Raw genomic sequence first — 22024 nt, 5'->3', positions numbered from 1 at the left:
CCACAGGACCGTCCTGGCCCTGCGCTGGCGGCTGCCCGAAACGAAATTGGAGGCAAGGGTGGACGTCAACGCCCTGAAGCAGGAGCGCGCCAGGCTGGCAGCAGCGGCGCGCGGCATCCTCGACACCGCCCAGGCGGCGAGCAGGTCCATCACCGGCGAGGAGGAGGCCGAGTTCGACCGGCTGATGACCGACGCCGACAACCTGGAGGCGACCATCGCGCGGGAGGAGCGGGTCCGCGCCCAGGAGAAGCGCGTCGCCCTCGACGCCCCGCCGGTGCCGGACAAGAACGGCCCCGATTCCGGCAGCGAGGCCGAGCGCCAGTCCCGCGCGTGGAGCGCGTTCTGCCGCAACGGCGCCCGCGGCCTGAACGCCGAGCAGGCCCGCGCGCTGAACATGGGCACCGACCCCGAGGGCGGTTACCTGGTCGCCCCGACGCAGTGGGTGCAGCAGCTGCTGCAGGCCGTCGACGACGCGGTGCCGCTGCGTGGCCTGGCCAACGTGATGCAGGTGACCGACGGCGAGAGCCTCGGCGTGCCCACGCTGGACACCGACCTGAACGACGCCGACTGGACATCGGAGGTCGCGACCGGCAGCCAGGACGACGCGCTGCGGTTCGGCGGCCGCGAGCTGTCCCCGAACCCGCTGGCCAAGCGGGTCAAGGTGAGCCGTACCCTGCTGCGCCGGGCGGCGATGAGCCCCGAGGCGATCGTCCGGCAGCGGATGGAGTACAAGTTCGGCGTGACGCAGGAGAAGGCGTTCATGACCGGCGACGGCAACAAGAAGCCGCTCGGCCTGTTCACCGCCTCCGCCCAGGGCATCTCCACCGGCCGCGACGTCGTCACCGGCTCGGCGACCGACGTCACCGGCGACGGCCTGATCGACGCCAAGTACACGCTCAAGCCGCAGTACTGGGCGCGGGCCCGGTGGCTGTGGCACCGGGACGCGATCAAGCGGATCCGCAAGCTCAAGGACCTCGAGGGGGTCTACCTCTGGCAGGCGGGCCTGGCCGGGGACCGGCCCGACACCATCCTCGACGTGCCCTACATCGTGTCGGAGTTCGTCCCGAACACCTTCACCAACGGCCTGTACGTCGGCATGATCGCCGACTTCAGCTTCTACTGGATCGCCGACGCTCTGAACATGGAGATCCAGCGGCTGGACGAGCTCTACGCCGAGACCAACCAGGTAGGGTTCATCGGCCGGCTGGAGACCGACGCCATGCCGACCCTGGAAGAGGCCTTCGTCAGGGTCAAGGTGAGCGCGTGATGCTGCCGTTCACCTCATTGGACGCAGCTACCTCCGCTCCTCAGGAAGGGGCGGCGCGGGACTACGAAGGTGTGCTGACCAACCACACCATGCTCGTCACCGCTACGGGTTCACCGAGTCAGATCAGCGTGCAGCTGCAGGGCTCCCATGACGGGTCGACCTGGGTCGACCTCGCCAACACCAGCAGCTGGCCGACCGCGGTCAGCGTCCAGCGGGCGGTGCGGTACGTCAGGGCAAGGCTCGGCGGCGTCACGGGCGGGAGCTCGCCCACCGTCACCGCCACGATCGCAAGCACCTAGGAAGGACTCTTCGTCATGTCCCGGCTCGACAACGTCAACGACCTGTCCATCGCCACCTCGCTCGCGCCGGCGGCCCGCACGGCGACCGCCAACGGCACCGGCGTGGACCTGGCCGGCTACAACGCCGCCACCGTGGTGATCGCCTCCGGCACCATCACCGACGGCACCCTCTACACCTTCCAGGTGGAGGAGTCCGACGACAACTCCAACTTCACCGCGGTGGCCGACGCGGACCTGATCGGCACCGAGCCCGCCCTGGCCGCGGCCGACGACAACGTGGTCCGTGAGGTCGGCTACAAGGGCATCAAGCGGTACGTCCGCGTGGCGATCACCGGCGCGACCGGTTCCCCGTCGACGGGCGGCGTGTTCGCCGCGTTCGTCGTGCGCGGCAAGCCCCGCAAGTTCCCCGCCTGATTCCGCGCTCCGGGCCCGGGCGGCATCCCCCATGCCGTCCGGGCCTGGCACCACCTGAAAGGACCAGCTGATGCAGGTCGAGATGCTGACCCTGTACGCCAGCCCGGACCGCACCATTCAGGTGGGTCAGCGGGCCGTGTTCCCGCCCGAGGAGGCCAAGGAGCTGATCGACGGCGGGTTCGCCCGCGCGGTCGACGAGCACGCCACGCGGACCCGCCCCGCCGTACCGGCCGCCAACCGGGCCCGCCGCGGCGGCAAAGCCGAAAGCGAAAGCGCCGGCTGATGGCCTACGCCACCGCCGACGAGCTCGCCGTGCTCATGGGCCGCGGCGCCGGCGGGCTGGATGCGGCCGAGACGGCACGCGCTGAACTCCTGCTGACCCTGGCCGACGGCGTGATCGACGCCGAGCTCGGCCAGTCCCTCACGTTGGCCGACTCAACCGCCGAGATCGACGGCACCGGCACCCCGGTGCTGCTGCTGCCGCGCTGGCCGGTCACCGCCGTCACCGCGGTGAGCGTCATCGAAGACCTCGACGAGGACGCCAAGGTCCTGGTCGAGAACGACGACTACCGGTGGTCGCGGTACGGCAAGTTGCGCCGTATCGGCGGCTGCTGGCCGTGCATCGAACGCGCCGTCGACGTCGCCTACACCGCTGGCTGGAACCCGATCCCCGATGACGTGAGGGGCATCTGCCTGCGCCTGGCCCACGCCGGCTGGACCAACCCGACCGGGCTGGAGTCCGAACGGCTCGGCGACTGGTCCGCGAAGTGGTCGACCCCCGGGATGCGGCTGACCACGAGCGAGCGGGCCACGCTCGGGTTCTACCGCGCCCGCACCTGACCCATCATCGGAGGAGAAACACCGTGGCACGAACCGCTCTGACCGCCGTCGCCTCCAGCGAGGACGGCATCGACCTGACCGCCGTCGACACCGCCGCCGAACTCACCGATGGCAACAGCTTCATGTGGACCAAGGACCGGCGCGTCTGGATCCTCAACGGCGACGACGCCTCGATCACCGTCACCTTCCCCACCCCGCAGACCGTCGGCCGGGGCAACCGCGCCATCGCCGACGGCGGCGGGACCATCGCCGCGGCCGGCCACAAGCTGTTCGGCCCGTTCGGGCCCGAGTTCCGGCAGGCCGACGGGACCGTCCACATCAACTTCGCCGGCACCACCCCGACCAGCGTCACCGTGGCGGTGCTGGACTGATGGGCCGCTACGAACGCGTCGACGATGAGGGCCAGGTCCTCGAACGTGTCTACGCCGCCGACGGATCCTACGAGGACACCCGGCTCGGCGTCGCCGCCCTGGAGGAGAAGGGCGGCTGGCGGGTGATGGTACAGGCGCCGCCGGACGAGCCCGCCGAGCCGCCGGAGTCGCCGCGCCCACGCGCGAGGTAGCGATGGCCCTGTCGGATCATCTGCTGCGTCACACGATCACCGTGCAGCCCTACCTCGGCACCGGCCCGTCAGGCGCCACCTACGGCGCGGCGGTCACCTACCGCGGCTACGTGCAGGACAAGCGGCAACTGGTCCGCAACACCGCCGGCGAGGAGGTCACCTCCGAGACCACGGTGTATCTCAACCCAGGCGCGACCATCCCGCCCCGCTCGAAGGTCACCGTCCCCTCCGGGCGGACCACGACCGTGATCACCGCCAACCGGCGCGAGGGCGCGACCGGCCCGGTACGTGACCACCTGGAGGTGACGCTGACGTGACCGCGAAGATCCGCTTCGACCTGAAGTGGCACGGCGGGCTGGCCAAGACGCGCGAGCGGGCAGCCACCGCCCGAGGCCTGCACAACGCCGCCGAGCACCTGCTGGACAAAGCGGTGGAGGTCACCCCGATCGAGCACCTCGGCCTCGTCGAAACCGGCACCGCGACCTCCGACGCCGCGCAGCTGCGGGCCGCCGTGTCCTTCGACGGCGAGTACGCCGTGGTGCAGCACGAGGATCTCGAGCTGGACCACGACGCGGGCAAGACCAGCAAGTACCTGGAGGCGCCGTTCCACGCCGAGCAGGACGAGATGCGGCGCATCATCGCCGCCGAGCTCGGCCAGGAGCTGCGGTGACGCCGCTGGAGGAGTTCGGCCGGCTGCTCGCCGAGCTCGGCCTCGGCGTCTACGACGGGCCCGCCGGCGACATCTTCCTCCGCAAGTCCCCGCCCGAGCCCGACGCCTGCCTGGTCGTGTCCCGCTACCCGGGCCCGGAGTCCGACAGCAAGAACCCGTGGGATCAGGTCAACCTGCAGATACGCGTGCGCGGCCCGGCTGACGACGAGGACGCCGTCGAGGAACGCGCCCAAGCCGTCTACGACCGCCTGCACGGCCTCGACAACCGGACGCTGGCCGGCGGCACCTGGCTGGAACTCATGGTCGGCCTGCAGGGCGGCCCCATACCCATCGGACAGGACGGCAACAACCGGCCGTCGTGGACCGTCAACGTCCGCTGCGACGTGCAGCGCACCACCGTGAACCGCGTCTGAGGAGGCGTAACCCCTATGACCCAGCGTCGTATCAACGCACGCGACATCGTCCTGCAGGTCAGCGACGGCAACGTCTCCCCCACGTGGCTCACCGTCGAGAACCTCACCAACGTCAACGTCAACCTCGGCGAGAACGAGGAGACCACGGAGACCACGGACTTCGACAGCGAAGGCGTGTACGAGGGCGAGATCATGCAGCGCGGCGCCAGCATGGAGCTGGAAGGCCAGCTGATGAAGGACGACGCCACCGGCGCGCTGCCGCCCGGCCGGGCCCGCGTCGAGGCCATGTGCGGAGAGGACAAGGTCGGCTACGACAGCCTCGGCCAGATCCGCTTCCGCCACCCGATGGACGCGCAATGGCGGATCTGGACGTGCACGTTCACCCTCGCCGAGCAGGGCGGCGGCAACAACGACAAGAGCAGCTGGGGCGCCACCCTCACCAAGAGCGGCGCGACGACCACGGCGGCGGTGGCCTGATGCCGAATTCCGAGCCGGTCGAGGTCGACCACGAGAACACCGTCCGCCACGCCGATGCCGAGCCCGGTCAGCCCGGCGAGTACGCGTCCTGGGACGCGTTCTGGTCCCAGATCGAGGCCGACCAGAAGCCCCGCACCGAGGTGATCCGCGGCGTCACCGTCACCGTGCCGCGCGACCTGCCGCTGCGTGTCACCCGCAAGATCGAGCGTCTGCAGCACTCCGACAAGGAAGAGGACATCGCCAGCCTCCTGGCCGACGTGTTCGGCGGCGACGTGCTCGACACCTGGATCGAGGCCGGGATGGGCGCCACCGAGCTGCAGACCGTCCTCGCCTGGGCGATCGCGCAGGCATCCGGGACCGACATCTCCTTCCGCCAGGCCTACGACCGGGTCCTCGAGCGGGGAAAAGCACAGCCCGCGAACCGGAAGAAGTAGATCCGGTCCGCAGATTCTGGTGGGCCGTCCAGGCGGACTTCCGGCGGGAGTACGGCATCACCCGCCGGGAGCTGCCCGACCTGCCGAACAGCGAGTTCACCGTGCTGCTGAACGGCCTGTCCGCCGACTCCCTGTATCGCCAGCTGCTGGCCCGCCAGCCAATCGAGCTCCGCGGCGACGCCGCGCAATCCTTCATCGGCACGCTGTGACCTGAACACCCGGGAGGTGAATCTCCCGTGTCGCTCACGATCGGCGAGCTCGTCGCCTACATCACCGCCGACGACTCCGCGTTCCGCAAAACCCTCGACGGCACCCACTCGGCGCTGTCAGGCGTCGCGGCGTCAACCGGGAAGATCTCCGGCGCGGCCCTCGTCTCCAGCGGCGCCCTCATGGGCCTGGGCGCCGCCGGCGTCGGCGTCGCCGCCGGCCTGGCCGGCGCCTACGTCAAGGTCGTCGCGTCCATCGCCAAGGTCGGCATCACCGCGGCGATGGAGGCGGAGAAGGTCAAGGCCGCTTTCGCCGACCTCGGCACATCCGTCAAGAGCGACCTGGCCGACGCCGCGTCGGTCCTGGAAGGCCCGCTCGCCTCGATGGCGGGCCGGGTCAAGGAGACGTTCTCCTCCCAGATCGCGCCCGCCCTGCAGGGCATGTTCGCTCAGATCGCGCCGCTCATCGGGCAGTTCACCACCGGCGCCCAGGCGATGCTCGGCCCGCTGCTCCCCGCGATCAGCGGCATCGTCAGCGCGGTCGCGCCCATGCTCGGCGAGCTCGCCGGCGTGATGGGCACGGTCGGCGGGCAGCTCGCCGGGTTCCTCGCCCCGATCAGCGCCGCGTTCGCGCAGAACAGCGGATTCCTGGCGCAGCTGGTGACCGGCATCGGCGGGCTGCTGCAGGCCCTCGGCCCGCTCCTGGCCGCGTTCGTCAACTTCGCCGGCGTCCTGGTCGGGCCGCTCATGGCCGGGCTGCAGACCATCGCCGCCGCCCTGTCGGCGTCCCTCGGCGCGGCCCTGACCGCGCTGGGACCGGTGATCGGCCCCATCATCACCTCACTGGGCCAGTTCATCGCCGCGCTGATGCCGCTCCTGCCGCCCATCCTGGCCCTCGCCTCCACCCTGGCCGGCGCGCTGATGCCGGTGCTCGCCCAGGTCGCCCAAGTCCTCGTCGGCGCCCTGGTGACCGCGCTCACCGCGATCACTCCCGCGATCGGGCAGATCGCCGGCGCGTTCGGGCAGCTGATCACCGCGCTCGCGCCGCTGCTCCCGCCGATCGCCACGCTGGCCAGCCAGATCATCGGCGCGCTGCTGCCCGCGCTCGCGCCGCTGCTGCCGATCGTCGGGCAGCTGGTGGCCGCGCTCGGCGGCGCCCTGGTGCAAGTCCTGCAAACCCTGGTCACCGCGTTCACGCCGCTGCTGGGCCCGATCTCGGCGCTCGCCCAGACGTTGGGCGGGGTGCTGGCGCAGGCCGTTCAGGTGGTCACTCCGCTGCTGCTGCAGATCGCCACCATGATCGGCTCGCTGGTTCCGGTGCTGACGCCGCTGATCACTCTGGTGGCCCAGGTCGCCGGGCAGATCGGGCAGATGCTGGTCCAGGCGCTGTCGATGCTGGTCCAGGCCGTCATGCCGCTGATGCCCGTCATCACCCAGCTGGCCCAGACCATCGGCGCCGCTCTGGTGACCGCGCTGTCCGCGCTGGCTCCCGTGGCCATGCAGGTGATCTCAGCGGTCATCGGGCTGCTGCCCGCGTTCACGCCCATCGTGGGCGTCGTCGGGCAGCTGCTGGGCGCGTTCGCGCCGCTGATCGGCGAGATCCTGCCGGTGCTCAGCGAGCTGGTGCTCGCCCTGGCGCCGATCCTGGTGGAGATCGTCGGCGTGTTCGGCGAGCTCCTCGGCGCCCTCACGCCGATCCTGCCGCCCCTGGTGGAGATCGTCGGGGCCGTCACCCCGATCATCTCGATCCTGGCCAAGCTGGTCGGGACGATCCTCGGCGCGGTCCTGCCGATCCTCACCAAGCTGATCTCGATCATCGCCGATGTGATCAGCTGGTTCGTCAAGCTCGCCGCCGGGATCATCGAGAAGGTCGCCGAGGCGATCGCCTGGCTGGTCAACAACGTCGGCAAACTGCCTGGCAAGTTCGCCGAATGGTTCGGCGCCGCCAAGGACTGGGCCGTCACCAAGTTCACCGAGATGGTGGCCTGGATCAAGGACCTGCCGAGCAAGATCGTGACCGGTCTCGGCAATCTCGGCAGCCTGCTGCTGCAGTCAGGCAAAGACCTGGTGCAGGGTCTGATCAACGGCATCAAGAACATGGCCACCGCGGTGGTCGACGCCGCCAAGGGCGTCGTCGACGGCGCGATTCAGGGGGCCAAGAACCTGCTCGGCATCGCCAGCCCGAGCAAGGTGTTCGCCGACATCGGCAAGTGGACCATGCAGGGCCTCATCCAGGGCCTGACGGAGCAGGAGGGCAACGTCAAGGCGACCGTCGAGAAGATGGTCACCACGGTGAAGGAGGCGTTCAAGTCTCAGCCGGACGTCGCCGAGGGGCTGCTCATCTACATCAGGGCCGGCAACAAGTCGCTGGAGGACCTGGCGTTGCAGCGCGAGGCGCTCGTGCAGCGCCTGGCGGACGCGAAGGAGTACGCCAAGCAGGTCGCCGGCGACGCCGCGGAGTGGGCGGGCATCACCGGCCTGAAGCTGGAGGACGGCGCGGGCCCGGGCGACATCCTGACGGGACTGAAGGACCGCGGGCAGGCGCTCAAGGACTTCGCCAACAACATCCAGGAGCTCGCCCGCCGCGGCTTGAACAAGGCCACGCTGAAGCAGATCATCGACGCCGGTGTCGAGGCCGGCGGCAGTCTCGCGGAGTCGCTCGTCGGCGCGGACGGCTCGGAGATCAAGGCGATCAACAAGGCGCAGAAGCAGATCGACACCATGTCGAAGAAGCTCGGCAAGAGCGGCGCCGACGCCTTGTATGACGTCGGGAAGAAGGCGGGTGCCGGCTATCTGACCGGTCTGCAGGACAGCCTGAAGAAGTTGGACGCGGAGATGCAGAAGGTCGTCCAAGCCCTGGTGAAGGCGATCAAGAAAGAGTTGAAGATCAAATCTCCCAGTCAGGTCATGGCGGAGATCGGCATGAACACCATGGCCGGGTGGATCCAGGGGATCGTCGGCATGAAGGGCGCGGTCGAGCAGGCGATGGCCGGCGTCGTGGGCAAGGCTCTCGGCGTCCCCCAGGTGGCCAAGCCGGAGAAGGGGCCGCAGCTCGGCGCCGGGTGGGTGACAGGAGACCCCGGGTACAGCATCCCGATGGGCAGCGGACCCGGTCAGGAGTTCCTCCGCCAAGCCGGCGGGGTGACGGTCAACGTCGACATGTCCGGCTCGACCGTCCGTGAGGAACCCGACATCGACAAGATCGGCAAAACCGTCGGGTTCAACGTGATGGCCCGCGGCCTCGCCTGACCCCAAGCACAGAAAGGGTGGTCTGACATGCCCAAAGTGCAGGCATACACACCGGCTGATCTGCGGCGGCTGAAGTCGGTCGCGGTCCGCCCTCAGGGCTGGTCGCATCGGATCAAACCGCTGGTGACCGAATACAAGGACACCGAGACCGGCCACTGGATCAAGGTCATCAGGTCGGAGTTCAACCGCGTACGCATGCGCTGGGAAGGGCAGGACGCGCACGTCGTCCTGCCCCACCTACGCGTCAACGGCTGGACCGGCATCACAGTGGAGAGGGACTGATCATGACCGTGAGGACGAAAAGGATCGTGCGGCGGGGCCGCCAGGAGCGGGACGCGGTGCGCGCCCTGGAAGACGCACTCGACCCGATCGAAGACGCGCACCTGGAAGCGAAAGCCGCCTACCTGGCCGCGGTCGCCGCCTACCAGCAGGCCGTCACCGCCGCAGGCGACCAGGCCCGCGACGACCCGGCCGTGGCCACCGCCCGGGCAGCGGTGCGCGAGGCGAAGCGGGTCAAGGTCGACGCGGCCAACCATTACGAGGAGTCCCGGACGTGGCTCCGGCGGGAGGCGGCGATCGTCAAACTGTCCACCTCGACGATCCCGGAGCTGATGCGCCGCCTGGCCGCCCCGATCCTCGTCAAGGACGGCGCGGACGACGCCCGCGACGACCCGCAGGAACGGGCCCGCCTGGAAGCGCTCCTGCTCGCGGCCCGGCAGGAGCTGGCCGCCACGATCGAGGAGGCGCTGCCGATGCGGCGGGCGCTGGAGGAGCTCGGCGGCCAGGTGGCCGGCGATCCGGTGCCGCCGGATCTGCCGCCGGGCAGCGCCGACGTGTCGCTGTCACCGATCAGCGTCCGGTCGACCGTGAACCGCCGGCGCGACGAGAAGGGCGGTAACTGACATGGCCTCCGGGGTGTACCTGATCTCCTTCGAGGACCTGATGGAGGCGGCGGTCGCGCTCAGCTGGGACGCCGAAGACCACAAGGCGGCGCTGTACAACGCCACCGGAGCCGGTGCCGTCAACTACAACAGCGACACCGTCTACAGCAGCACCGACGAGATCGTCGGCACCGGCTACACCGCGCGCGGCCTGGTCATCGCCGGGACCGCGTGGAGCAGGCCCGGCGCCGGGGTGTCCAAGTTCTCGTTCAACGCCCTGCAGTGGACCGGCTCCACGCTCAGCGGTGTGAGGTTCATCAAGATGTTCGCCGCGGCGGAGGCCGACGAGCTGATGGCCGGTATCGACCTGGTCGACGCCGTCAACACCTCCGACGGGACGCTGCTGGTCACACCGCACGCCAACGGCGTCCTCACCTACGACCTGACCCCGTAGAACCGGGTCCGATCCTGGTCTGCCGGCCGCCCGCGTGGCCGCCTTTTCCATGCCCGCCCACACGATGAGAGGGGGCGGGCATGCCCATCGCGATCCACGGATCCACCCCCGCCGGCGCCGTCGACTTCTCCCCAGTCGTCTCTCCTTCCTTCTCTCCTCCAGCAGGGTCTCTACTGGTGGCGGCGATAGGCGCCTACAGTTCGAGCCCGACCATCAGCAACTCAGGCACTGCGCGGACGTGGACGCAGCGGGTCGTCCACGGGTCGGTCGCTGGGCTGCGTTTCTACACCGCCCCCAATCCCACGGCGCTGTCGGGCATCACCGTGACGGCGGGCGGCACAAACGGTGGACTCCGGGTCTGGGTGGTTACGGGGCAGCACCCCAGCAGCCCGATCGGTACCACCGGCACCGGCAGCACCACCACCAATAACGCCACGGCCACCGCCTACACCTCGACCGCCGGCGGGTCGCGCGCGTTCCTCGTGGCGATCGAGGGGAACAGCACCTATCTCGCCGCCCCCAGCTCCACCGATGACGAGTATGCGTGGCAACTGAGCGACGCCTCGGCGGGCCTGGCCGCCACCAAGGCCGCCAACACCGCAACCGCCGGCCAGGTCGTGACCTTCAATCTGGACGCGACAGGATCGGCAACGGCTGACTGGCACTGGGTCGCGCTGGAGATCCTTGGCGCGTCCGTGGACGCCGAGGTGACCCTGACCACCGTCGCCGTGCCCGCGGCGATGCCGGCGCCCGCGGTGTCCGCAGGCGCGTCTGCGGTGCCCGCCACCATCGTGGTGCCCACCTCGATGCCGCGGCCGGCCACCTCGGCCGGCGCCAGCTCGACCCCGGCCACCATCGCGGCCGCCGTCGCGATGCCGACGCCGTCGGTGACGACCGAGGACGCCGAAGTCGTCCTCCTGGGCACCATCGCCGCGGCGACCGCGATGCCCACCCCGGCCGTGCAGGCGAGCTCCTCGGCGGCGCCGGCCACCATCGCGGCCGCTGCGGCGATGCCCACCCCGGTCGTGCAGGCAAGCGCCGAGGTGATCTTGTCGACGATCGCCGTCGGCGCGGCCATGCCCCGCCCGGTCGTGTCGGTGCCGCCGCTGCCCGGCGACCGCATCGTCCGTGCCGGGCAGATCGAGTGGAACGGGTTCCTGCTCGGCTCCGGCACCCCTTACTCGTGGCAGGAGCTGGAGGGCTGGCGCGACTCGGCACCGTACATCTCCGGCAACGTCGACCAGCCGAACGCCAACGGCTCCTACCCAGGCCAGGGTTACTTCGGTGAGCGGATCCTGAACTGGGCCACCCTCCTGAAAGCACCCCGGCTGCAGGTCGGCCAGCTGCTGCGCGACCTGCAGATGGCCACCGGCCGATCCCAGACCGAGGACGAGGGCGCGCTGGTCATCTGGGATTTCGACGACGCCGAGCCGTACTTGGTGTACGCGCACCTGTCCAACCGGGCGCCCGGCAAGATCGACCGCAACGCCCGCCTCGGGCGGATGCGCGGCGGCCTGCAGTGGATCTGCTCGGGCCCGGAGATCTTCTCCGTAATCCGGCAGTCTCTCCCGATCCCGATCGACGTCGAGACCGACGTGCTCAACGACGGCAACGAAGCATCACCCAGGGTCGTCTACCGCATCCCCGGCCCATGCACCACGCCCCAGGTCGAGAACCTGACCCTGGACCGGGTGTTCGGATTCGACGTCGACCTCGCCGACGGCGAGGTACTGGAGATCGACGTCAAATACGGCAACGCCACCGTCGACGGCGTGGACACCCTGACCACCCTCATCGAAGGCAGCACGTCGGTAAAGGACTTCGTCCTCGGGCCGGGCGTCAACCGGCTCCTCTGGTCGGCCGAGTCCGGCGGCACCCTGATGAACGTCCTGTGGCGCCACGCCAGCACCTGACCACCGCGTAAGGAAGGGAGGTGCCGGCAATGGCGGCCACACCGTTGCGCGTCCGCGTCCAGGCGTGCGAGGGCACCCAGGACCAGATCGACGCCCCGCCCGGCGTCCAGCCCGGCGACACCCTGATCGCGATCGTGTCCTCCCGCGGCGCGCTGGCCGACATCGGCATCGACGGCGGCGGCACCTGGGTTCCCCAGGACGAGGGCACCACCGGTGGACCCAGCACCCGGCTGTTCACCCAGGTCGCCGGCACGCTCAACCCGACCAGCTACGCCATCGCCCAGCAGAGCGGCACCCGAGGCACGGCCACGATCGTGCACCTGCGCGGCGCCACCGTCGCCGGCCTGCTGCTCGTCTCCGACGGCGGCGGCGAGGGCATCGGCAACCCCACCCCGCTCATCCCGGACGCCTCGCCCGGCTCCGCCGGCGGCATCGAACTGCGGTACGTGGTCGGCGTCGACTTCGAGCCGCTGCTGTCGTGGACGCCCGGCGGGTCGTACCCGATCGCGCATCAGGCGCGCGACCAGGCGGGCACGATGGCCGCGTGGGCGGGCGCCAAGGTGATGCTGTCCAGCACCGGCCTGCCCGACCTGACCATCACCCCGTCCACCGGCGGCGTGCTCCTCTGGCAGGCGTGGACCCTCGTCGTCATCGCCGGCGACTACGTGCCGCCGCCACCCCCGACCCCGGCGTTCACCCCCGGCAAAGGCAGCAGCTTGTGGCGCTACACCGCGCACGACTTCCTCACCGGCGAATACCGCGACGACCTGTATCCGCAGGATCCGGGCCTGGACAAACGCATCAGTGAGCCGGGCACGTTCACGGCGACGCTGCCGATCCCCAACGCGCGGGTCGCCGCCGCGGTGAGACGGGTGATCCCCCGCTTCAAGTCGGACTTGACCACCGGGCCCGGCCGAATCGAGATCCGTATTTGGCGCGACGGGGTGCTGCAGCCGCGCTACTGGCTGACCGGGGCCCGCATGACCTTCGGCCGCGACGGGAAGATCAGCGTGCAGCTGCGTGGAGCCACGCTCGACGCCCACGCCTTCTCCGTCCGCGTCCGCCAAGACCTGTCCTACTCCGGCGACCAGGTCGCCAACGTACGCAGCCTCCTGCAGCACGCCCAGAGCCAGCCCGGCGCGAACATCGGCCTGTTGTTCCAGTCCGGCAGCTCCGGCGTGACCCGGCCGCTGACGGTCAAGGCGGATGACGGCACCACCTACGGCCGCGTCGCCGCAGAGTTCGCCCGCACCAGCGGCGGGTTCGAGTACGTGGTGAACGAGACGGTCGGAGGGACCGGCGTCGAGTCGACGTGGGAGTGGGGCTATCCCGAGCTCGGCTCCGGCACCGAGCACGTGTTCACCAGCAGCCCGCACGGCGGCGAGATCGTCGAGATGAGCCTCGACATCGACGCGTTGCGCGGCGGCACCGACATCCAAGCCCGCGGCGGCACCCCGGAGGCGGACGCGACCGAGGACCGCTCCCCGCTCTACTCGGCCATGGTCACCACCCCGCACCGGGCGGCCGGCTTCCCGCGGATCGACCGGCTCGTCGACCACCCGCACCAATCCACCGACCAGACCACGCTCGACAACTACGCCGAGCGGGTCGCGGCCGCATCCGGCGGCGCCCTGTGGGTCCGCACGGTGACGGTGTTCCTGGGCCGTAACGCGTCGCTGACCATGCAGGACCTCGGCGACTACGCCCGCCTGGTCCTCACCGACGTTTGGCACCAGCGCGTCGACGGCGGGGCGGGCCTCGACATTTCGGAGCGCATCATCGGCATCGCCATCAAACCTGCTGGCAAGGGCCACGGCAAAGACGAGGCCACGCTCGTGCTGGCCAGCCCGGAGGTGACCTAATGGTCGAGCAGTTCGGATCGGACCTGACCACCATCATCCGCGACCTCACCCGCCGCATCGAGAAACTCGAATCAGGGCAGCGGGCAGGGCCCGGCCTGACCATCGGGCAAGCCTCCGGCGCGTTCCTGCTGCCGTCCGCGGCGACGCCGGGCACACCGGCCGGCGGCGGCTACCTGTTCGCGTCCGGCGGCACCCCGTACTGGAAGGACTCCAGCGGGTCGGCGTATCCGCTGACACCGGCACCGCCGGTCACGCCCGGCCCTGCGCCGCAGTACCCGGGCAGCTTCGACAGCCCTGCCACGATCGGCGGCACGCCGACCGCCAGCAACTACAACGACCTGCGCGCTGACGCGGCGATGCTGCAGGTGTGTCTGCGTTCCGTGATCGAGAGCGGCCGCACCGTGCCCATCTGGGACACGGTCTAGATCATGCCGCCCGCTGAGCGCGTGTCGACGCGGCAGTAAAGGGACCAGCGGGCGGCACCCCCTTCCCCTGATCGGAGTACCCCCTCTTGACCGAGATTCTGGCTGTCTGCGGTGCCTTGGTCGTACTGGCCGGCGGCACCGTCGTCGCCGTCAAAATCCTGCGCGGCATGAAGCGCTTCGGAGACTTCGTCGACGACTGGCAAGGCGAGCCCGCACGCCGCGGAGTGCCCGCCCGGCTCGGCGTCATGGAGCGCCTGGAACGGATCGAAGCCCAGCTGAAGCCCAACGGCGGCACCAGTCTGCGGGACGCGGTCAACCGGGTGGAGAAGACCACCGCGCGGCTGGACGAGCACCTCACCCCTCAGGAGGACTGACCGTGGCGTACGCCATCATCTCCCGCAAGAACTGGGGTGCTCGCGCTCCCCGTTCCCGCTACACCGTCACGTGGTCGCAGCGCACCGAGTTCTTCGTCCACCACACAGCGGGCCCGAAAACGCAGACCGTCAAGGCGATCCAGGCGTACCACCTCGACGGCAACGGCTGGTCCGACGTCGGCTACAACTTCCTCGTCGACGAGCTCGGCACCATCTACGAAGGCCGCGGCTGGTGCGTCGTGGGCGCCCACTGCCCCGACCACAACACCTCAGGCGAGTCCGTCGCCTACATCGGCGACGACAACCCGACCGAGGCGGCCAAGCAGGCGATCGCGTGGTTGTACGGCGAGGCGAGCCGGCGGGCCGGCCGGACACTGCGCCTCCTCGGGCACGGCGACCGGTACGCCACCGACTGCCCCGGGCCGCGCCTGCAGGCGTGGGTGAACGCCGGGATGCCGCTCAAGACCGCCACCCCCAAGCCGAAGCCGTTCGACCCCTCGGAGGCCCTCGTGAAGAAGCTGCCCACGCTGCGAAAAGGCGACAAGGGGTGGCACGTGAAAACCGTGCACTACCTGCTGCTGGCACGGGACTACGGAGGCCTCGACGGCGCCGACGACACCACGTTCACTGAGGCTCACAAGGCGGGCGTGCAGGGCCTGCAAGCTGCGGCCGGGCTCAAGCAGGACGGCGTTGTCGGCCCGCTCACGTGGCCGGTGCTGCTCCGCATCGCATGACCGATGACTTCGACGAGCAGCTGCTCGACGACGACGGGTTCGGCCGGGTCCCCGGCTGGATCGACGAATCCAACTAGGAGTTCCCGAGTGAAGAAGACCTTTCTCACCCTGGCCGCTGCCGTCGCCGTCGTGGGCCTGGCCGCCGCGGGCGCGTCGGCGGCCGCCGACCCGGACCTGAGCGTGACCCGCGTCAACTACAACGCGACCGGGGCGGACACCGCCGCCAACAGATGGCAGGAGGCCATCTACCTGAAGAACACGTCGGGTGCCGAACTGGAGATCGGCGGCTGGAAGGTCCACGACAGCTACCGGAACGCCGACGACGAGCACACCAACGGCTACACCTTCCCGGCGGGCACCAAGGTGAAGGCGGGCGGCCTCGTGGTGGTCTCCTCGGCGGCCGGAGTGAACAAGACCGACCCGAACAAGACGCAGGCGTTCTTCATGGACTTCCGGCGCGGCTACTACGGCCACTGGATCAACAACGGCGGCGACACGCTCACCGTCCGCAAGGCCAACGGCGACGTCGTGACGTCGTTCAGCTTCGACTTCGACAGCGGCTACTACGTCCGCTGACCCTGACCCGCCATCCCCACCCGGGAGAAATCATGCACGACCTCATCCTGTCCTGGATCCGCACCGCCGTACCGGCCGGTGCCGGCGGCCTGGCCGCGTGGCTCGGCACCAAGGGCTTCGACGTCGCACCCGAGCACGCTCTCGCCGTCGGGGCGAGCGTCGGCGCGGCAGCCACCACCGTCTACCAGGCGACCGTCTCGACGCTGCAGCGCCGGTGGCCGCTCGTCGGCGTGCTGCTCGGCTCGACGAAGGTTCCGACGTACAAGGCGGGCCTCCCGCAGGGCCAGCACGGCACCTACCTGAACTAGACGTCAGGTCCACGACAGCCCCCCATCCTCCTTCGGGAGGGTGGGGGGCTGTTCTTTCATGTTCAGGGCGTTTCATCATTTCTGGGGGCGACTCCAAAATGCAGGTAGCGCCAACCGCTGGCATGAATAAGCCCCACACGCCTAGCCTGAAAATGTCGAGGTCTTCAGGAGAGGCGGCAGGGCTATGTATGAAGGTACCTCAAGCGATCCAGGTGCACGACTCCGAGAACTACGACACCGCCGCGGACTCACCCAAGAAGGGCTCGCCGAAGCAGCCGGGTTCAGCGTCCAATGCATCAAGAAGATCGAGCAGGGCGGCACCGCCCGAATGGAGACATACCGGCAGATCGCGAAGACGCTCGGCGTGACAACCGTGTGGTTCATCACCCCTGGGTCTCCCGAGCCCGTCGCCGAGACGGGGAACGTGGCGCTGCTCGCCGCCATGCGAGCGGCCATCACGCCCCCGGTCAGCATCAGCGGCGTACCCATGTACGGCACGGCTGACTGGGACGACGTCGCGCTTCCCCGACTCCGCGACGCGGTCGACGCCATTGCGCTGGCCTACCACGGCGACAAGTACGACCACCTTGCCCAGGTGCTCCCCGCGCTCATCCGCTCAACCCACTACCACGTCGGCCGGTTCGACGACGGCAGCGACAGCCAGGAGGCCGTACGGCTACGCGCCGACGTGCTCGGGTTGGCCGGCCGCTACCTCATCCAGGTCCGCGCCCACGACCTCGCCCTCGCCGCCTTGCAGCAGTCCCTACGCGACGCCCTGACGATCGGGGACGTGCCGTTGGCCGCGTCGGCGGTGTGCAGCCAGGGGTGGGCGATGCTGCGGCAGGGCCGCCTCGAGGAGGTGGAACGGCTGTGCGCGGACACGGCGAACGAGATCGAGCCACGCATGTCGGACGCCACGGCTGACGAGCTGGCGGCGTGGGGGTGGATATTGCTGCGTGCGGCGGGCGCGGCTGTACGAAACAACCGCACCAGCGAGGCTCACGAGTATCTGTCGCTCGCCGAGACGGCAGGCGCCCGGCTCGGCACAGAGCAGGACGGCTTCTCGGGGCATGTCGCGTTCGGGCCGGTGTCGGTCGCTCTGATGCGCGTCGAGGTCGAGATGGTCTCAGGCGAGCCCGCTCGCGCGCTGGACGCCTTCAACAACATCTCCCCGGCCGCCGGCCGCCCCAACTCTTCGACCTGGAACCGTGGCCAGATCGAGCGGTCACGCGCCCTTCTCAACTTGGGTGATGCCGACAGCGCGACGGAGGTCCTTCAGGCTCTCAAGGCGAAGAGTCCCGGATGGCTGCGTTACCAGCAACGGGCAAAGGACACAGCAGAGGATATTCTGAAAGCGCGAACTCGCGTCCCCAGTGGAGAGCAACGCGAACTCGCCGACTTCCTCGGCGTCAATAATTAGAGGAGGGCTACGTAACGTAGTCCTTTTGAACGAGGCGCAGCCCAACGGCTGCGCCTCGTTGCTGTTGTAGGGCTCTCCCCATTCCTTACCGTTCACCTGTCGGAGGTGTGGGTTATGCGTCCACAAGAGCCAGGTCAGGCCGAGTTACGCGGGCATTGGCCGAGTATCGCTGAAGAAGTGCAGGCCACCTACGTCGAGTGGCTGGTCGAACGCGAGATCGAGGATGGCTGTCACGGTGACTGGGTGGCGAGCCACCGCGAGGACGATGAGCGTGTCTTGCGCGCTCGGGACATCCTCACCCTTCGCGAGCTCCTGAAGGATGCTGACGCCACGTCGTAGAAGCGGAACCCGCCGAGACGCTTACGACGCTCGACGGGCTCCTTGATCGCAGAGGAGCTGCGACCCGTGAAACACCCTAGAACAGCGCGGCACGCGACGGGACGGCTGCGGGTGAAGGTGCCCCGCCGCGTCTTCGATGGTGACCGCCAGGCCGCCGCCGCCAGCCTCGACCGGCGCGAGCCGCACTGGGTGATCTGGTACGGCGTGGCGTCCCGCCGCTTCTACGCCGCCCCCATATGGGAGTGCCCCGGCGTGCTGATCGTGAAGGCGCGCAACACCATGGATCTCGTCGACCAGATGCGCGCCGCTGAGGACGCGAGCCGGGTCGCGGCCCGGTGAACGCCAACGGCCAGCGCCTCCCCACCCCGGCCGTGCCGGCGCCGCCCGCCCTGCTCGGGCCTCCCCGCCGCGACCCGGCGCTGATGTACGTGTGGGAAGCCGTCGCCGGCCCCGACCGGAAGAAGTCGGGCGTCACCGGCTTCCGGCACCAGGCGATGACCGACCTGTTCCAGGCCATGTGCGGCATGCCCGACCCCGGCGCCGCCGGGACGCTCCGCGCCGCCGTACTCGACACGTCCACCCGCCGGCCCGCCTACATCTACTCGCCGGTGCTCATGCGCATCTCACGTGACCCCGCCACCGGCGGGATCCGCGTCGAAGACGGCGACCCGCGGTGATTCCCCAGAGCAGGCCAAGCGGTGCGGAGCCCGTTTGGCCGTCCCATCCGTACGAGGCCGGAGAGGGGACTACGGCCCGTGCGGGGCGCGGGCAGGCCGAGGCCACGCAAGGAGCCAGCCTGCCCGCGCCATCCACACGCGAGCGAGTGGAGCTGACGGAGCGGGAACAGAAGATCCTCGCGGTGCTCGAGCAGACGTACCCGGGATGGCGAATTCACCAGTTCGGCCGCTGGTGGTGGGCGACGAAGACGACCCCGCCGACCGGCATCGAACGGTCCCTCGGCGTCATCCACCAGATAGCCCGCCCCGACCTCGTCCAGCTCGGCCAGGCGCTCAGCAAGCAGCACGGCATCCTCACCGGCATCCGGTCGGGATAGCCCTGCAGCCCGGCGTGCGCCAGCCGCCGCCCTGACCCCTGGCAGACCTCGGCGCGTCCACACCCGTGCCCTGCGTCAGGGTCTGCCAGGCCCCCACTCGTACCGCGGATGGGAGGTCCAGCACACCAGCACCAGCAGCGACCGACAAAGAACAAAGAGAACAGGACAGAGATCATGATCACGGAAGACGGCTGGACAACTGCCAGCGGCAACGGCGGCAACTGCGTCGAGGCCAAGCTCGCGAGCTTGGCTCACGTCGTGATTCTCAGAGAATCAGCGGATGAGATCAACCCAGGCGTCTACGTGTCGCTGCACCAGTGGCGGCAGTTCCTCGACGACGTGAAGACCGGCCAGTTCAAGCCGACCCTGGTCGGTGACACCGGCATGCTCGCCATCGACATCTCCGACTGGCCGGGCGGGACCACAGCCAGGCCGGTCCATACGACGCAGCGGAACTGGGAGATCTTCACGATGGGTGTACGAGAGGGCGTGTTCGACAGCCTCACCACCGAGCCTGTGAGCGGACACGTGGAGACCGTGCACAGGGCCAGCCTGTAGCCATCGTGGCGTACGCCGAATTCCACTGCGGCTATTGCGGCATCGACTTCGACACCCAACCGTGCCCTGGGCCTCAGCATGACGCCCGGGTCGAGGCGACGCTGAGGGTGAGGAAGAAGACGGAGGAGACAGCGGAGGGCGAGTGACTCCCGGCCGCCGTGCATCACGCCGCGGCGGCCGGGCCCCAACATCACCGGCCAGACCGGCGCACCTCGCCCTTGCCTCCGCACCTACGGCAGACGCCGAACGCCTGCCCGTTCAAGCTGCTGACCTTCAGGCCGGGTGAGTGGCGGCACGACCGGCAGCGCTTCATCGGGTGCCGGCGCCTGTCCCAAGCCCAGTACATGGCGGCCAGCGTGACGAGAATCAGGATCAGTTCCACGGTGTGTCCCTTCGAGGGCTCCAACGGCCCTGGAGAGGCTGAAAAGGGGGAAGGGCTTGAACGGGTCTACCGGCCCTACCTCCCAGGTGAGAGGCGGTAGAGGCGAGGTAGACCCGGTTCAGCGGGTAGAGGCTCGGTCGACCCTCAGGTAGACCCGTTCATCACGCGCAACAGGTCCTCGCGGCGGTAGCCGTTGCGGTTGGTGCCGTCGATCTTCACGTCACCCGGGGCGATGCCGTACGGCTTGAGCACGGCGGCGATCCGGGCCGCATTCCAGCCGTCGCCCAACTCCTCGGCGAGCTGCACCGTGTGCATCCGATCGGCCCCACCGAACGCCGCGAGGATCTCCACCGCCGGATCCTCGACCGGCTCATCACGCTCCCGCTCCGGCAGCGTGCCGGCGGCTTCCCGAAGCGCGTACGCCGCGGCGGCGACAGCGGCCAGGCCGTCATCGTCGAGGAAGTACGAGCGCAGTTTCATCGGGTCGGCGCCGTCCGCGTCGAGGATGCCGACACCGCGATGTGTCCGGGGGATGTCGGACGCGTCGTAGCCCGCACCGGCCGCCCCGGCGCCGAGCACCGCGTTGGACGCGATCACGTCGGCGACCCTCATGGACCACCTCAGGGAGCAAACGCCCTTCAGTTCGGGTGGCAGGCCGTCCTTGGTCATGCGCTGCGTGGCGAGGATCAGCACCACGCCGGCGGCCGGGCCGCGCGAGGCGATGTCCGCGGCGACCTCGACGATCTCGGGGCCCTGCGGCGACGTGACGTAGTACCGCATTTCGTCCACGATGGTGAGTTCGACGTCGACCCCGAACTGGCGGCACAACTCAGGGTTGAGCTTGCTCGCGCCGCCCGCGTTGTCGAGCAGGTCGAAGACGCGTTCCATCCGGTCCTGCATCTTCCGAAGGTGGGTGAGCAGGGCGGGCGCGTTCCTCTTGATCGCGGTGTGGGCGATCCGACGCCACGGCCGATGATCACCGGCGCCTTTCCCGTCGAACAAGTGGATCTTGGGGGTTACCGCCATGGCTGCCGACCCGATGATCTGGTTCACCGCGGCGGACTTCCCGGCGCGAGGCTCGCCGGCGACGAGAAGGGACGCGTCGACCAGGCGCAGCTGCTCAACCTTGCCGCGCCCATTCACGCCCGCGGGGATGCCCTGCCAGAAGTCGAGCGGGTCAGTGAGCCCGACCAGCGGCGACGGGTACAGCTTCAGGAACGGGTCGGACTTGCTGACATACACGGCGAGGCGTCCGGCGTGTTCGGGGATCAGCTCGAACACGATCTGTGTCTCGCCCACGCCGAGCGCCGAAGCAAAGTCGGCCTCCTTGCCGAGGCAGTTCCGGGCGCGCTGGCCGGGCGGGAGCTGCAGCACCGTCGACCAGCCGCCGTCCTCGGTGAGGATTGGCCCGGCGAGCTTCATCCCCTCGGCGCGGCCGAGCTTGGCGTCGATGGCCGCGCGGGTGACGGTGTTCTCCGCTGGCGTTCTCCGGTTGAACCCGGGCAACTTCAGCGGGACCGGCCGGTCGACGATCCGCTTCCGGACCTCGACGACCGTGCCCACCGACAGGACCGCGGCTAAAGACAGGACCGGCGCGGCTGTGTCCCACAGCGACGTCGACGCGGCGGTCGAGGCCAGATACCCGGCGCCGGTCAGCCACGCCGTACGACGGCGCCGGGTGCGCACCTTCTCACGGAACACGTAGTCGTCCGTCCCGGCGTAGTCGTCGGCGCGGATCCACCGCCACGCGGTCCCGGCGAGGCGGCTGGTTCCGGTCAGCGGCGCGGTGGTGGTCCGGTAGGCGAATCTCACGGTGCGGGAGCCGTACTTGCCGGACCGTACGCGGTGCGCGAGCACCTTCACGCGGGCACGGACGGGCGCCCGTTTCACCCAAAACGATGGCGGGGTCTGGG

31 protein-coding genes are annotated in these 22024 nt (G+C 69.6%); 29 read left to right on the top strand and 2 right to left on the bottom strand.

Translation table 11 applies throughout. The annotated features are described in order from the left end of the window. The first annotated feature begins 58 nt into the window (after positions 1-58). From MBA17_RS44285 to MBA17_RS44145, 29 genes are all read left to right on the top strand, one after another. Positions 59-1267: a phage major capsid protein gene (locus tag MBA17_RS44285; RefSeq protein ID WP_238504490.1), complete on the top strand. Its 1209-nt coding sequence runs from the start codon at positions 59-61 to the stop codon at positions 1265-1267. Continuing rightward, complete coding sequence (locus MBA17_RS44280; protein WP_238504489.1) at positions 1264-1566, top strand: hypothetical protein; 303 nt, start codon at positions 1264-1266, stop codon at positions 1564-1566. The genes MBA17_RS44285 and MBA17_RS44280 overlap by 4 nt, the downstream gene beginning before the upstream one ends. Before the next feature lie 15 nt (positions 1567-1581). Continuing rightward, a complete protein-coding gene (locus tag MBA17_RS44275; protein ID WP_238504488.1) occupies positions 1582-1980 on the top strand; it encodes a Bbp16 family capsid cement protein in 399 nt (132 codons plus the stop codon). Positions 1981-2050: 70 nt separating this feature from the next. Then, the gene (locus tag MBA17_RS44270) at positions 2051-2263 is read left to right on the top strand and encodes a hypothetical protein (RefSeq protein ID WP_238504487.1); all 213 of its coding nucleotides are present in this window, start codon (positions 2051-2053) and stop codon (positions 2261-2263) included. After that, entirely contained in the window at positions 2263-2820 is a 558-nt protein-coding gene (locus MBA17_RS44265; protein ID WP_238504486.1) for a glycoside hydrolase family 25 domain-containing protein, read from the top strand. The genes MBA17_RS44270 and MBA17_RS44265 overlap by 1 nt, the downstream gene beginning before the upstream one ends. 23 nt (positions 2821-2843) lie before the next feature. Continuing rightward, a complete protein-coding gene (locus MBA17_RS44260) occupies positions 2844-3191 on the top strand; it encodes a hypothetical protein (RefSeq protein ID WP_238504485.1) in 348 nt (115 codons plus the stop codon). Continuing rightward, entirely contained in the window at positions 3191-3382 is a 192-nt protein-coding gene (locus MBA17_RS44255) for a hypothetical protein (protein ID WP_238504484.1), read from the top strand. Before MBA17_RS44260 ends, MBA17_RS44255 begins: the two co-directional genes overlap by 1 nt. A gap of 2 nt (positions 3383-3384) precedes the next feature. Beyond that, complete coding sequence (locus MBA17_RS44250; RefSeq protein WP_238504483.1) at positions 3385-3699, top strand: hypothetical protein; 315 nt, start codon at positions 3385-3387, stop codon at positions 3697-3699. Beyond that, entirely contained in the window at positions 3696-4052 is a 357-nt protein-coding gene (locus tag MBA17_RS44245; protein ID WP_238504482.1) for a hypothetical protein, read from the top strand. Before MBA17_RS44250 ends, MBA17_RS44245 begins: the two co-directional genes overlap by 4 nt. Then, positions 4049-4465, top strand: a complete 417-nt coding sequence (locus tag MBA17_RS44240) for a minor capsid protein (RefSeq protein ID WP_238504481.1) — start codon at positions 4049-4051, stop codon at positions 4463-4465. The genes MBA17_RS44245 and MBA17_RS44240 overlap by 4 nt, the downstream gene beginning before the upstream one ends. Positions 4466-4480: 15 nt before the next feature. After that, the gene (locus tag MBA17_RS44235; protein WP_238504480.1) at positions 4481-4942 is read left to right on the top strand and encodes a phage tail tube protein; all 462 of its coding nucleotides are present in this window, start codon (positions 4481-4483) and stop codon (positions 4940-4942) included. Continuing rightward, positions 4942-5376 (top strand): hypothetical protein, encoded by a 435-nt coding sequence (locus MBA17_RS44230; RefSeq protein WP_238504479.1) that lies wholly within the window; start codon positions 4942-4944, stop codon positions 5374-5376. Before MBA17_RS44235 ends, MBA17_RS44230 begins: the two co-directional genes overlap by 1 nt. 236 nt (positions 5377-5612) lie before the next feature. Then, positions 5613-8831, top strand: coding sequence for a phage tail protein (locus tag MBA17_RS44225; protein WP_238504478.1), 3219 nt, complete (start codon positions 5613-5615; stop codon positions 8829-8831). A 27-nt stretch (positions 8832-8858) separates the two neighbouring features. Beyond that, positions 8859-9113 carry a hypothetical protein gene (locus MBA17_RS44220; RefSeq protein ID WP_238504477.1) on the top strand — a complete coding sequence of 85 codons (255 nt, stop codon included), beginning with the start codon at positions 8859-8861 and terminating at the stop codon, positions 9111-9113. A 2-nt stretch (positions 9114-9115) separates the two neighbouring features. Further along, the gene (locus tag MBA17_RS44215) at positions 9116-9733 is read left to right on the top strand and encodes a hypothetical protein (protein WP_238504476.1); all 618 of its coding nucleotides are present in this window, start codon (positions 9116-9118) and stop codon (positions 9731-9733) included. A gap of 1 nt (position 9734) precedes the next feature. Further along, positions 9735-10166: a hypothetical protein gene (locus MBA17_RS44210; RefSeq protein ID WP_238504475.1), complete on the top strand. Its 432-nt coding sequence runs from the start codon at positions 9735-9737 to the stop codon at positions 10164-10166. Positions 10167-10246: 80 nt separating this feature from the next. Continuing rightward, complete coding sequence (locus MBA17_RS44205) at positions 10247-12079, top strand: phage tail family protein (protein WP_238504474.1); 1833 nt, start codon at positions 10247-10249, stop codon at positions 12077-12079. A gap of 29 nt (positions 12080-12108) precedes the next feature. After that, positions 12109-13941: a hypothetical protein gene (locus MBA17_RS44200; RefSeq protein WP_238504473.1), complete on the top strand. Its 1833-nt coding sequence runs from the start codon at positions 12109-12111 to the stop codon at positions 13939-13941. Next, the gene (locus tag MBA17_RS44195) at positions 13941-14366 is read left to right on the top strand and encodes a hypothetical protein (protein WP_238504467.1); all 426 of its coding nucleotides are present in this window, start codon (positions 13941-13943) and stop codon (positions 14364-14366) included. Before MBA17_RS44200 ends, MBA17_RS44195 begins: the two co-directional genes overlap by 1 nt. An 86-nt stretch (positions 14367-14452) precedes the next feature. Continuing rightward, positions 14453-14740: a hypothetical protein gene (locus MBA17_RS44190; RefSeq protein WP_238504465.1), complete on the top strand. Its 288-nt coding sequence runs from the start codon at positions 14453-14455 to the stop codon at positions 14738-14740. Positions 14741-14742: 2 nt separating this feature from the next. Further along, positions 14743-15474, top strand: a complete 732-nt coding sequence (locus MBA17_RS44185) for a peptidoglycan recognition protein family protein (protein WP_238504463.1) — start codon at positions 14743-14745, stop codon at positions 15472-15474. Positions 15475-15561: 87 nt separating this feature from the next. Beyond that, on the top strand, positions 15562-16050 hold the full coding sequence (locus tag MBA17_RS44180) for a lamin tail domain-containing protein (protein WP_238504451.1): 489 nt from the start codon (positions 15562-15564) through the stop codon (positions 16048-16050). A gap of 32 nt (positions 16051-16082) precedes the next feature. Then, a complete protein-coding gene (locus MBA17_RS44175; RefSeq protein WP_238504449.1) occupies positions 16083-16358 on the top strand; it encodes a hypothetical protein in 276 nt (91 codons plus the stop codon). A gap of 184 nt (positions 16359-16542) precedes the next feature. After that, complete coding sequence (locus tag MBA17_RS44170; RefSeq protein WP_238504447.1) at positions 16543-17778, top strand: helix-turn-helix domain-containing protein; 1236 nt, start codon at positions 16543-16545, stop codon at positions 17776-17778. Between the two features lie 114 nt (positions 17779-17892). Further along, entirely contained in the window at positions 17893-18117 is a 225-nt protein-coding gene (locus MBA17_RS44165; protein WP_238504445.1) for a hypothetical protein, read from the top strand. A 66-nt stretch (positions 18118-18183) separates the two neighbouring features. Further along, a complete protein-coding gene (locus MBA17_RS44160; protein WP_238504443.1) occupies positions 18184-18456 on the top strand; it encodes a hypothetical protein in 273 nt (90 codons plus the stop codon). Further along, positions 18453-18794, top strand: a complete 342-nt coding sequence (locus MBA17_RS44155; protein WP_238504441.1) for a hypothetical protein — start codon at positions 18453-18455, stop codon at positions 18792-18794. The genes MBA17_RS44160 and MBA17_RS44155 overlap by 4 nt, the downstream gene beginning before the upstream one ends. A gap of 146 nt (positions 18795-18940) precedes the next feature. Beyond that, entirely contained in the window at positions 18941-19171 is a 231-nt protein-coding gene (locus MBA17_RS44150) for a hypothetical protein (protein ID WP_238504439.1), read from the top strand. Positions 19172-19345: 174 nt separating this feature from the next. Next, entirely contained in the window at positions 19346-19729 is a 384-nt protein-coding gene (locus tag MBA17_RS44145) for a DUF397 domain-containing protein (protein WP_238504437.1), read from the top strand. Between the two features lie 190 nt (positions 19730-19919). Here MBA17_RS44145 and MBA17_RS44140 read toward each other — a convergent pair whose 3' ends face one another. Next, the gene (locus MBA17_RS44140; protein WP_238504425.1) at positions 19920-20111 is read right to left on the bottom strand and encodes a hypothetical protein; all 192 of its coding nucleotides are present in this window, start codon (positions 20109-20111) and stop codon (positions 19920-19922) included. A gap of 144 nt (positions 20112-20255) precedes the next feature. Continuing rightward, positions 20256-22001 (bottom strand): FtsK/SpoIIIE domain-containing protein, encoded by a 1746-nt coding sequence (locus MBA17_RS44135; protein WP_238504413.1) that lies wholly within the window; start codon positions 21999-22001, stop codon positions 20256-20258. Positions 22002-22024 lie beyond the last annotated feature (23 nt).

Origin of the sequence: Dolomitihabitans soli (assembly GCF_022213955.1) — a bacterium.
Classification (GTDB): Bacteria; Actinomycetota; Actinomycetes; order Streptosporangiales; family Streptosporangiaceae; genus Streptosporangium_A; species Streptosporangium_A soli.
Note: the sequence above shows the minus strand (reverse complement) of the source record. Positions and strands in the feature narration are given on the sequence as shown.

What these genes read in the sequence shown, in the direction of transcription:
- MBA17_RS44275 (WP_238504488.1), top strand. Translation starts at nt 1,582, where the DNA reads ATGTCCCGGCTCGACAACGTCAACGACCTGTCCATCGCCACCTCGCTC.
- MBA17_RS44270 (WP_238504487.1), top strand. Translation starts at nt 2,051, where the DNA reads ATGCAGGTCGAGATGCTGACCCTGTACGCCAGCCCGGACCGCACCATT.
- MBA17_RS44265 (WP_238504486.1), top strand. Translation starts at nt 2,263, where the DNA reads ATGGCCTACGCCACCGCCGACGAGCTCGCCGTGCTCATGGGCCGCGGC.
- MBA17_RS44255 (WP_238504484.1), top strand. Translation starts at nt 3,191, where the DNA reads ATGGGCCGCTACGAACGCGTCGACGATGAGGGCCAGGTCCTCGAACGT.
- MBA17_RS44250 (WP_238504483.1), top strand. Translation starts at nt 3,385, where the DNA reads ATGGCCCTGTCGGATCATCTGCTGCGTCACACGATCACCGTGCAGCCC.
- MBA17_RS44235 (WP_238504480.1), top strand. Translation starts at nt 4,481, where the DNA reads ATGACCCAGCGTCGTATCAACGCACGCGACATCGTCCTGCAGGTCAGC.
- MBA17_RS44230 (WP_238504479.1), top strand. Translation starts at nt 4,942, where the DNA reads ATGCCGAATTCCGAGCCGGTCGAGGTCGACCACGAGAACACCGTCCGC.
- MBA17_RS44220 (WP_238504477.1), top strand. Translation starts at nt 8,859, where the DNA reads ATGCCCAAAGTGCAGGCATACACACCGGCTGATCTGCGGCGGCTGAAG.
- MBA17_RS44215 (WP_238504476.1), top strand. Translation starts at nt 9,116, where the DNA reads ATGACCGTGAGGACGAAAAGGATCGTGCGGCGGGGCCGCCAGGAGCGG.
- MBA17_RS44210 (WP_238504475.1), top strand. Translation starts at nt 9,735, where the DNA reads ATGGCCTCCGGGGTGTACCTGATCTCCTTCGAGGACCTGATGGAGGCG.
- MBA17_RS44205 (WP_238504474.1), top strand. Translation starts at nt 10,247, where the DNA reads ATGCCCATCGCGATCCACGGATCCACCCCCGCCGGCGCCGTCGACTTC.
- MBA17_RS44200 (WP_238504473.1), top strand. Translation starts at nt 12,109, where the DNA reads ATGGCGGCCACACCGTTGCGCGTCCGCGTCCAGGCGTGCGAGGGCACC.
- MBA17_RS44195 (WP_238504467.1), top strand. Translation starts at nt 13,941, where the DNA reads ATGGTCGAGCAGTTCGGATCGGACCTGACCACCATCATCCGCGACCTC.
- MBA17_RS44175 (WP_238504449.1), top strand. Translation starts at nt 16,083, where the DNA reads ATGCACGACCTCATCCTGTCCTGGATCCGCACCGCCGTACCGGCCGGT.
- MBA17_RS44170 (WP_238504447.1), top strand. Translation starts at nt 16,543, where the DNA reads ATGTATGAAGGTACCTCAAGCGATCCAGGTGCACGACTCCGAGAACTA.
- MBA17_RS44165 (WP_238504445.1), top strand. Translation starts at nt 17,893, where the DNA reads ATGCGTCCACAAGAGCCAGGTCAGGCCGAGTTACGCGGGCATTGGCCG.
- MBA17_RS44145 (WP_238504437.1), top strand. Translation starts at nt 19,346, where the DNA reads ATGATCACGGAAGACGGCTGGACAACTGCCAGCGGCAACGGCGGCAAC.